Consider the following 9154-nt stretch of genomic DNA (forward strand, 5'->3'; position numbering starts at 1 on the left):
GTGCGTGAGTGCGGAAGTGCATGAGTGCGCCGGATCACCGCGATCCGGCGCACTTTCGCATCTTCCAACGAATCCGGATCAAGACTCGGCGCCGGGGTTGCCGCATCGGGGCGGGCGCGGCATCGTGATCGCGCTTCCGCGACCCATCCCCCCGCACCCGCGGCTCACGTGGCTTCCGTCCGGCACCGGCTCGAGATCCTGGGCGCCGCGCTGCTCTTTTCCACCGGCGGCGCGGCCATCAAGGCCACCACGCTCACCAGCTGGCAGGTAGCCTCGTTCCGCTCGGGGGTGGCGGCGCTCTTCATCCTCCTGGTGGCGCGGGAGGCGCGGCGCGGGTGGACGTGGCACGTCCTCCCCGTCGGGGTGGGCTACGCGTCGACCATGGTGCTGTTCGTGGCCGCGAACAAGCTGACCACCGCGGCCAACACCATCTTCCTGCAGGCCACGGCGCCGCTGTACGTGCTGCTGCTGAGCCCGCTCCTGCTGCGCGAGCGCATCCGCGCGCGCGACGTGGCGTTCATCGCCGTGGTGGCGGTGGGGATGCTGCTCTTCTTCGTGGAGCGCCCGCCCGCCGCGGCCACCGCGCCGGATCCCAGGACGGGCGACCTGCTGGCGGCGCTCAGCGGCGTGTGCTGGGCGTTCAGCATCATGGGGCTGCGGTGGATGGGGAGCCGGCCCGATGGCGGCAACACGCTGCCGACCATCGTCATGGGGAACGCCATCGCCTTCCTGGCGTGCCTGCCGATGGCGCTTCCGGCGCGCGGCGGGGCGGTGGACTGGGCGGTGATCGCGTACCTGGGCGTGTTCCAGATCGGGGTGGCGTACCTGCTGCTGGGCTCGGGGATCCGCTACGTGCCCGCGCTGGAGGCCAGCGTGCTCCTGCTGCTGGAGCCGGCGCTGAACCCGTTCTGGGCGTGGCTGGTGCACGGCGAGCGCCCGGGCTTCTGGTCGCTGCTCGGCGGCGCGCTGATCCTGGGCGCCACCATCGTCCGCACCGCCGCGAGCCCGGTGGCGGAGCCAGTGCCGCCAGCGGATTGATCCTGACCTCGGCGTGGAAGTGCGAAAGTGCGAAAGTGCGAAAGTGCGCCGAATCGCGACGACCCGGCGCACTCATGCACTTCCGCACTCACGCACTTCAGTTCTGCAGGCTCCACCGGATAGGAAGGGCGATGATCACCGCGACGCTGCGGCCGTCGACCTGGGCGGGGGTGAAGCGGAACTTCTCCACTGCGCGGCGGGCGGCGTCCTCGAAGGCGGGGTGCGTCGAGTCCAGGATGCTCACGCTCCCCGGCTCCACGTTCCCCTGGCGGTCGATGATCAACTCGACCGTGGTCGTTCCCGTGATCTTCGAGTCGCGCAGCGCAGGGGGATAGACGCGCTGCAGCATCCGCTGCGCCTCGCGCTCGTTGGCCAGCTGCGGCAGCACGCTGACCTCGTCGGGAATGCACAGGCTGTCGCAGCGATACGTCTCCCACCCGGTGCCGGAGCCGCCGCCGGGAGGGTGCGTCGGGGTGACGGCCGTGCCACCTCCGCCGCCCACGGCGCCGAACCCCGCGTGGTGGCGGGTAGCCGTGTCGCCCGTGGCCGCGGGGAGCGAATCGGAGGCGCCGCGCGGCGGGAGCAGGCCGGGGTCGCCGTCCTTTCCCGCGGGCCGGCCGGGCGCGGACGACGGCGGGGCCACGGACGGCGGCGCCGGCGGGCGGACGCAGTCGAGGCAGTAGATCCACGGCTCGGGCGGGGGCGGGTCGCGCCGCGGCGTCCTGCTCTCGGCGGCCGTGACGAAGATGCCCAGCATCACCACGTGCGCGCCGATCGACGCGGCCACGGTGCGCGGCGTCCACACGCGGCGCTTCGGGCGGTTGGTGACGACCGTGAACATCATCCCACCTCGCGCGGAGGGTCCCACCGTTCGCTCGCCTGGCAGGCGGCTCTCTCAATCTAACGAATCTTCTCCGGAAGATTCTGACCAGTACCCCGGAGCGGCAAGAAGGGCCCGGCGATGGCGCCGGGCCCTTCTCCATCCCCCCCGCCCGCAGTTCCCGGCTCAGTTCTGCAGGCGCCACTCGATGGGGAGGGCGATGATCACCGAGACGCTGCGGCCGTTCAGCTGCGCCGGGGCGAAGCGGAACTTCTCCACCGCGCGGCGGGCCGCGTCCTCGAAGCCGGGGTGCGTGGAGTTCTGGATGTTGATGCTGCCGGGCTCCACGTTTCCCTGGCGGTCGATGATCAGCGTGACCACCGTCGTGCCGGTCACGCCCGCGTCGCGCAGGAGCGGGGGATACACGCGCTGCAGCATCCGCTGCGCCTCGCGCTCGTTGGCCAGCCGCGGCAGCACCGTCACCGCCTCGGGCTCGTACACCCCTTCCTCGCCGCCGATGCCGCTCTCCGGGCCGGGGTCCGGCGCGGGCGGCCGGTTGGGCTCGGGCGTGCCGATCACCTGGCCCTCCTGGCCGATGCCGGTGACGTCGCGCGGCGTAATGGCCGGCGCGTGCGGGTCCGGCGGCGGAACCGTGGTCGGCACCTCTTCCGGCGGCCGCGGCGTGACGAAGTCGCCCTTCGTCGGCTGCGGCTTGTCCGGCGCGGGGGGCGGCGGCGTGGCCGGCTGCTTCGGCGGCTCGGGCCGCCGCTCCGCCGGCATGGTGAGGTCGACGATCCGCTCCGTCGGCCTGGGCGGGCGGCTCTCGGCCGCGGTGACGAACACGCCCAGCAACAGCAGGTGCGCGCCGACCGACGCGGCCACGGTGCGCGGCGTCCACACGCTGCGCTTGCGGCGTTCGGTAACGACGTTGAACATGAGGCTCCTCCAGCGCGTTGGGTTCGGACCGCTCGCCCGGTCCGTTGGGCGGCCCCGGAGGGCCGTTCGCGTCGGGCGCCCGGACGGGCGCCCAGGGAGAAGCGGAAGCGCCTGCAGTCGCTCCCTCCACCAGCCATTACTGCGCCGAACCGGCCGGTGTTTCATCCGCGCGCCCTCTCTCCCGGCGGCGCGCGGCCCTTCACTGGTCTAACGGACGGTCGTTCGGAGTTCTGACAGAGGGAAGTGCCCAGTGCCCAGTGCTCAGTGCCCAGGATGTAAGTGCATGGTGCGTGGATTCGACTGGTGGTTGGTCCGGAAAGCGGGTAGTGCGGGAGATGATCGATCCGTACGTTGACTCGATCCCATCTCCATCATCCATCCTCCAGCAACGCGTCCGGAGATGATTCGCGATTCCGTTCGATCGATTGCGATTCGCGTGGCGATGACCGCGGCGCTGATCGCCCTCGCCGCCGCGCGGGGCGATGCGCAGGCGCGCGCGTACGATCCCGCGACGATGGATCCGCAGCCGCGCGACACGGCGGCGCCGATGGCGATCGAGGAACTGTCGTTCACCAGCGGCGGCGCGCGGATGAACGGGCTGATGTACGTGGCGCAGGGGCGCGGCCCGCATCCCACCGTCGTCCTGCTGCACGGCTACCCGGGGAACGAGCGCAACCTGGACCTGGCGCAGGCGCTCAAGCGCGCGGGCGTGAACGTGCTCTTCTTCGACTACCGTGGCAGCTGGGGGAGCGGAGGCACCTTCTCCTTCGCCGGCGCGCGCGAGGACGTGGCCGCCGCCATCGCGTTCGTCCGCGCGCCCGAGTCCGCGCGCAAGTATCGAAGCGATCCGCGGCGGGTGGCGCTGATCGGCCACAGCATGGGGGGATGGCTGGCGATGCTGTCCGCGGCGGACGACGCGAGCATCGCCTGCGCGGGCGCGCTGGAGCTGGGCGACATGGCCGCCATCGGCGTGCGGATGAACCGCGACTCCGCCGCAGAGCGCAGCTTCACCGCCTACACCGGGTGGCTGACGGAGCCCGGCGCGCCGCTGCACGCCAGCGCCGCGGACCTGATCTCCAGCCTGAAGGCGAACGGGAGCCGCTGGACCGTGGCCGCGAATGCGGGCGCACTCCGCGGGCGAACGCTGCTTCTCCTCGACAACGACCACAACACGAACCACGCCGCCACCGCCGCCGCGCTCCGCCAGGCCGGCGCGCGCCTGACCGCCGTGCAGTGGCGCACCGACCACTCCTTCTCCGACCGCCGCATCGAGCTGGCGCGCTTCGTCGTTCGCTGGCTGCGCACGAGCTGCGGGTACGGGCAGTAGGCCAGGCATCGGCACGGGCGGGTAAACCCGCAAGCTCGAACATTGGAAAGCCCGCACCGCGCGGCCTCGAACCGTGACGTACGCTCGCGCGTCGCGCCGATGTCGCGGCGGCGCAGCCTGCGCAGCAGGCTTCCCAATGTTCCAGCCGCGGGTTTACCCGCCCGTGGAAACCCCCCTGTTGATCATCCCAATCTGCTACACAATCCCGTAGCACACATGCGTCCATTGCGCGAGGATATTTCGCAATGGCGGGATACGGATTATCTTCGCTGCCAACCCCCCGAACATCACCCTACACGACCCACACTCACCCACCCCCCCTGCATCTCAGGAGGAGTCCATGAACCGCTGCGCGCTTGCCCTGCTGGGGCTGCTCGCGCTCCCGCTCGCTGCTGCCGCGCAGGACCGGCCGCTCCTGTCCAACGAGCCGCCGCCCGAGCGGCTTCCCGAGGCCCGCATCGCCGTGATGCCGTACATCGGCGCGCGCGTGCCCTACACCACCGGTGACGCGGTCTTCTTCCTGGAGAACGGCGACCAGTTCCGCATCGCGTCGCAGCGCGGCGGCGGGCCGATGGTGGGGGTGGACGTGACGGCCCGCGTGAAGGGGCGCGTCAGCCTGGTGGGCGGCCTGTCGTACTCGGCCAGCCGCGAGGACATCTGGCGCGTGAACGACCTGCAGACCGACACCTTCACCGACGTGGGGATCGACGGGGCGCGGTACTGGACGGCCAAGGCCGGCGCGGTGTTCCGCCTGGCCGACCCCAACCCCGACAACCGGCACTTCCACCCGTCGGCGTTCATCACCGTGGCGCCGGCGCTGGTGTGGCTGGACTACGACGACGTGGAGGGCTTCCCCGACGCCGCCAACGGCTCGGTGATCAGCCCCGCGCTGAACCTGGGCGCCGACGCCACCGCGCGCATCGGGCGCACCTCGCGCTGGGCGTTCTCGATCGGCGTGCAGGACTTCCTGACCTTCTGGAACACCGACGACCTGCAGGAGCGCGAGGGGCTGCTCGGCTCGCTGCTGCTGGACGCGCCGGTGGTCGTCGACTACGACTACAACACGTCGAACATCTTCACCCTCCGCTTCGGCGTGTCGTATCGCATGCCCTGAGCGTCTGCGACGGGCGAGAAGACGGGCAGGGGCGCCGCATTCCGCGCGGCGCCCCGCCCGTTCTTCATTTCTCCGTCCCGGCGAAGCCCTGAAACAGAAAAGTCTCACGCAGGGTCAGCAGGGTCAGCAGTAAACTGCAGCTGTTACTGCTGACCCTGCTGACTCTGCGTGAGACTTTCTGTTGTCCTTGTCTGGCTCCCACGGAGGGCACGGCGGCCACGGCGAAAAGCGGATGAGGCGACGATCTCCTCCGCGACCTCCGTGCCCTCCGTGAGAGATTTCGTTCTACAGGCCGTCCTCGCCGCCGAACTGGGTCCAGATGACCACGGCGCCGCAGTTCCACTCGCGGCGGCTGTAGTACGGGTTGAACTGCAGCGGCAGCTCGTTCCCGTGGTAGTACTCCACCCCGGCCACCTGGTCCACCCGCAGCCGGTCGAGCATCAGCGTCTGGAACGGCTGGTTGTCGAGGTACACGGCCAGGTAGCACTTCCCGCCGCGCGACTGCCGGTACAGCGCGAACCGGCCGGCGCCGCGTGGCTCCAGCTGGATCCCCAGCGCGCGGACGTGGTCCAGCACGGTGATGCCCGGAAGCTTCGCGAACTCGTCCTGGGTGACGAAGCGCCCCGGGTGCAGGTGCTTGCGCTCGTAGAAGCCGTGCCGCTCGAGCGTGGGCACCCACGGCTGCGCCGTCGCCGTGACCGGCGCCAGCGCCACCGCGCCCTCGGCCTGCGCGCCGCGCGGCATCCGCAGCACCAGCTCCTTCCGCTCCCCCGGCGCCAGCGCGAACGGGCCGAACACGAACGCGCTCCCGCCCGCCGGCGTCGCCACGATGCGGTACGAGCCCGAGTCCGGCGCGGTGACGGCGAAGCGGCCGTCCACGCCCGAGACGGCCTCGTCCATCAGCTCTCCGTCGCCCGCCACCAGCTGCACGCGCGCGGCGGGAACGGCGGCGTCGCCCGGCGCCAGCAGGCGGCCCTGCACCGTCTGCGCGGCCGCGCCGGCGGGGAGGGCGAGGGAGATCAGGAGCAGGGCGAGACGGCGCACGTGGCCTCCCGGAGAGGGGACGCAAAACTTCGCGAGATGTGGTATCTTGATGGCGCTACAGCACATCGCTCGACGAGACCGGCGGCCCGGGTGGCGCGTCCGGCGGCTGGGTCCAGATCACCAGCGAGCCGCAGCGCCAGTTGGGGTCGCCCTTGTACGGGTTCCACTCGGGCGGGATGTCGTCGCGCGTGTAGTACTCCACCCCCGCCACCATGTCGAGGGTGAGCTGGTTCAGCGACAGGTCGTTCACCGGCGCGCCGTCCACGTACATCGCCACGTAGCAGCGCGTGCCGCGATAGGTGCGGTACAGGCGGAAGCCGCCGGAGCCGCGCGTCTCCACGCCCATCCCCAGGTCCTGGATCTTCTGGGTCAGGCGGAACCCGTGCAGGTCCATGAACTGCTCGCGGGTGAGGAAGCGCCCCGGGTAGATGCGCTGGCGCTGGTAGAAGCCGTTGCGGTCCAGCAGCTGCCGCCGCCGCTCCGCCGTCGCGGTGATCGGCGCCAGGGCGACGGGGCTGTCGGCCGCCAGCGGCTGGACCACGAGGTGCACCGACGTCCGCTCCCCCGCGCCCAGCGTCATCGGGGTGAAGAGGATGGGCGGCGCCTGCTCGGGCTCGGCGCGCACCTGGTACAATCCCGCGTCCGCCGCGGTCAGCGTGAAGCGCCCCGCCGTGTCGGTGAGCGCCCGCGCGGCCACGCGTCCGCCCAGCCCCACGAGCACCAGGCGCGCGCCCGCCAGCGGCGTCTCGCCGTCCTCGGCCAGCAGCACGCCCTCCACCGTCTGGGCCGCGGCGGCGCGGGGGAGGGACAGGGAGATGAGGAGCGGGACGAGGAACGGGCGCATCGGTCCTCCTCGGGTGCGAGGGGAAGGAGCGGCGAACGGTTTCCCCGTGGCGGGATCGGAGCTCCCGTCAGGGCCGCGGCGGGGCGGTGTCCGGCGGCGCGGTCCAGATGGCCAGCGAGCCGCAGCGCGCGTTCGGATCGCCCAGCCGCGGGTTGAACTCGGGGGGAACGTCGTCGCGCGTGTAGAACTCCACCGCCGCCACGATCTCGTTCGTGAGCTGCGCGATGGGGATGTCGCTCACCGGCGTGCCGTCGATGAAGACGGAGATGTAGCAGCGTCCGCGGGGACTGTCCGCGCCGCCCGTGTGCTGCTGGCGGAAGAGGAGGAAGCGGCTTCCGCCGCGCGGCTCCATCCCGATCCCCAGGCTCTGCAGCTTCTCGATCACCCGGAAGCCGTGCAGCCGCATGAACTCATCGTGGCGCAGGAAGCGGCCCGGGTAGGTGTGGCGGCGGCGATAGAAGCCGTTCCGCTCCAGCCGCTGCTCGCGCGTCTCCGCCGTGGCGGTCACGCCGGGAAGGGCGACGACGGAATCGGCCGCGGTGGGGGGATGCGCCTGGAACTCGAGCGACCGGCGCTCGCCCGCGGCCAGCGTCACCGGCGCGAAGAGGATGGCCGCGCCGCCCGCCGGCTGCACGCGCAGGCGGTACATTCCCGCGCTCGCGGCGGTGACGGTGAAGCGCCCCTCGGCGTCGCTCTGCGCCTCGGCCACCACGCGCGAGCCGATGCCGAGCAGCGCCACCCGCGCGCCGGGGAGCGGCGTCTCGCCGTCCCCGGCCAGCAGCACGCCGTCGATGGCCTGCGCCGCCGCTGGAGTCGCGGCGAGCGCCATCGCGGCGGTGAGGAGGGCGGGGAACGGGCGGAACCGCATCGGCGCACGGCGGGAAGGTGGACTGCCGGAAAGCGGCCGCGGGCGGCCCGATTCCCAACAAACGTCCGAGCGCCCCGGATCGCAACAACTCCGTCGCGCCGCCCGTAGTGCGGGCCGTCAACCACTTCCTTGACTCGCCCCCGGCGGGGTGCTAACCTGTTCGCCGGGTGCTAACCCTTTAGCACAAACATCCTACGTCCTGATCCGCATGAAGCGACCCCTTCTCGCACGCACCGCGGCCGCGCTCACCGCGCTTCTCGTGGCGACGTCCTTCTCCCCCGCCGCCGCGCAGGTCACGCCCGCGTCGCAGCCGGCGGCCACGCCCGCCACCCACACGGACCGCGCGGTGCCGCAGGTGACGGCGGTGGCGCGCGCCGAGCCCATCTCCATCGACGGCAGGCTGGACGAGGCGGTGTGGTCCACCGCGCCCGTGGCCACCGACTTCCGCCAGCAGGAGCCGGTGGAGGGGCAGCCGGCCACGCAGCGCACCGAGGTGCGCTTCGCCTACGACGACCAGGCGCTGTACGTGGGCGCGCGGATGTTCGACTCGCTGGGCGCCGCCGGGGTGCGCACGCGCCTGGCCCGGCGCGACGACCAGCCCGAGGGCGACTACGTGGAGCTGATCTTCGACACGTACCACGACCACACGGGGCGCACCATCTTCTGGGTGAACCCGTCGGGAGTGAAGTTCGACGCGGGGCAGGCCGCGCCCTCGGCCGACCCGTCGTGGGACCCCGTGTACAACGTGGCGGCGCACGTGGACTCGGCCGGATGGACGGCGGAGTTCCGCATCCCCTGGAGCCAGCTGCGCTTTCCGCGCGACAGCGTGCAGACCTGGGGGATGCAGGTGTGGCGCTACGTGGAGCGCCTGAACGAGGTGAGCATGTGGAGCTTCTGGGGCAAGCAGCAGAACGGCGGCCCCACCCGCTTCGGCCACGTGGAGGGGATCCACGCCCCGCGCAACCGGGGGAGGCTGGAGCTGCTCCCCTACGTGCTGAGCCGCGCCAGCTACGAGCGCCCCACGCAGCCCGGCAGCCCCTTCCAGAGCGGGCACGACTACGACGTGCGCGTCGGCGGCGACCTCAAGTACCAGCTCAGCTCCACCCTTACCCTCGACGCCACCATCAATCCCGACTTCGGGCAGGTGGAGGTGGACCCGGCGG

General features: G+C 71.8%; 9 protein-coding genes. 4 read left to right on the forward strand and 5 right to left on the reverse strand.

All coding sequences use genetic code 11. The annotated features are described in order from the left end of the window. Positions 1-168: 168 nt before the first annotated feature. Positions 169-1038, forward strand: coding sequence for a DMT family transporter (locus tag VF092_18620; protein HEX6749315.1), 870 nt, complete (start codon positions 169-171; stop codon positions 1036-1038). A 97-nt stretch (positions 1039-1135) separates the two neighbouring features. On the opposite strand, the gene VF092_18625 is transcribed toward VF092_18620, so the two are convergent. Both VF092_18625 and VF092_18630 read right to left on the reverse strand, forming a co-directional pair. Next, positions 1136-1882, reverse strand: a complete 747-nt coding sequence (locus tag VF092_18625; GenBank protein HEX6749316.1) for an energy transducer TonB — start codon at positions 1880-1882, stop codon at positions 1136-1138. Between the two features lie 162 nt (positions 1883-2044). Next, the gene (locus VF092_18630; protein ID HEX6749317.1) at positions 2045-2794 is read right to left on the reverse strand and encodes a TonB family protein; all 750 of its coding nucleotides are present in this window, start codon (positions 2792-2794) and stop codon (positions 2045-2047) included. Between the two features lie 442 nt (positions 2795-3236). On the opposite strand from VF092_18630, the gene VF092_18635 reads away from it, so the two are divergent. Both VF092_18635 and VF092_18640 read left to right on the forward strand, forming a co-directional pair. Next, a complete protein-coding gene (locus VF092_18635) occupies positions 3237-4121 on the forward strand; it encodes an alpha/beta fold hydrolase (GenBank protein ID HEX6749318.1) in 885 nt (294 codons plus the stop codon). Between the two features lie 340 nt (positions 4122-4461). Beyond that, on the forward strand, positions 4462-5235 hold the full coding sequence (locus VF092_18640) for a hypothetical protein (protein ID HEX6749319.1): 774 nt from the start codon (positions 4462-4464) through the stop codon (positions 5233-5235). Positions 5236-5520: 285 nt separating this feature from the next. On the opposite strand, the gene VF092_18645 is transcribed toward VF092_18640, so the two are convergent. From VF092_18645 to VF092_18655, 3 genes are all read right to left on the reverse strand, one after another. Beyond that, entirely contained in the window at positions 5521-6279 is a 759-nt protein-coding gene (locus tag VF092_18645; protein HEX6749320.1) for a carboxypeptidase-like regulatory domain-containing protein, read from the reverse strand. Between the two features lie 55 nt (positions 6280-6334). Next, positions 6335-7123 carry a carboxypeptidase-like regulatory domain-containing protein gene (locus tag VF092_18650; protein HEX6749321.1) on the reverse strand — a complete coding sequence of 263 codons (789 nt, stop codon included), beginning with the start codon at positions 7121-7123 and terminating at the stop codon, positions 6335-6337. Positions 7124-7190: 67 nt separating this feature from the next. Next, a complete protein-coding gene (locus VF092_18655; protein ID HEX6749322.1) occupies positions 7191-7991 on the reverse strand; it encodes a carboxypeptidase-like regulatory domain-containing protein in 801 nt (266 codons plus the stop codon). 208 nt (positions 7992-8199) lie between these two features. Here VF092_18655 and VF092_18660 point away from each other — a divergent pair. Continuing rightward, positions 8200-9154, forward strand: a 955-nt coding sequence (locus VF092_18660) for a sugar-binding protein (GenBank protein HEX6749323.1), incomplete at its 3' end; no start/stop codon positions are given.

Source organism: Longimicrobium sp. (assembly GCA_036377595.1).
Taxonomy (GTDB): domain Bacteria; phylum Gemmatimonadota; class Gemmatimonadetes; order Longimicrobiales; family Longimicrobiaceae; genus Longimicrobium.

Excerpts from the sequence above, each read along its gene's own strand:
- VF092_18625 (HEX6749316.1), bottom strand. The coding sequence starts at position 1,882 with ATGATGTTCACGGTCGTCACCAACCGCCCGAAGCGCCGCGTGTGGACG.
- VF092_18630 (HEX6749317.1), bottom strand. The coding sequence starts at position 2,794 with ATGTTCAACGTCGTTACCGAACGCCGCAAGCGCAGCGTGTGGACGCCG.
- VF092_18635 (HEX6749318.1), top strand. The coding sequence starts at position 3,237 with ATGACCGCGGCGCTGATCGCCCTCGCCGCCGCGCGGGGCGATGCGCAG.
- VF092_18640 (HEX6749319.1), top strand. The coding sequence starts at position 4,462 with ATGAACCGCTGCGCGCTTGCCCTGCTGGGGCTGCTCGCGCTCCCGCTC.
- VF092_18650 (HEX6749321.1), bottom strand. The coding sequence starts at position 7,123 with ATGCGCCCGTTCCTCGTCCCGCTCCTCATCTCCCTGTCCCTCCCCCGC.
- VF092_18655 (HEX6749322.1), bottom strand. The coding sequence starts at position 7,991 with ATGCGGTTCCGCCCGTTCCCCGCCCTCCTCACCGCCGCGATGGCGCTC.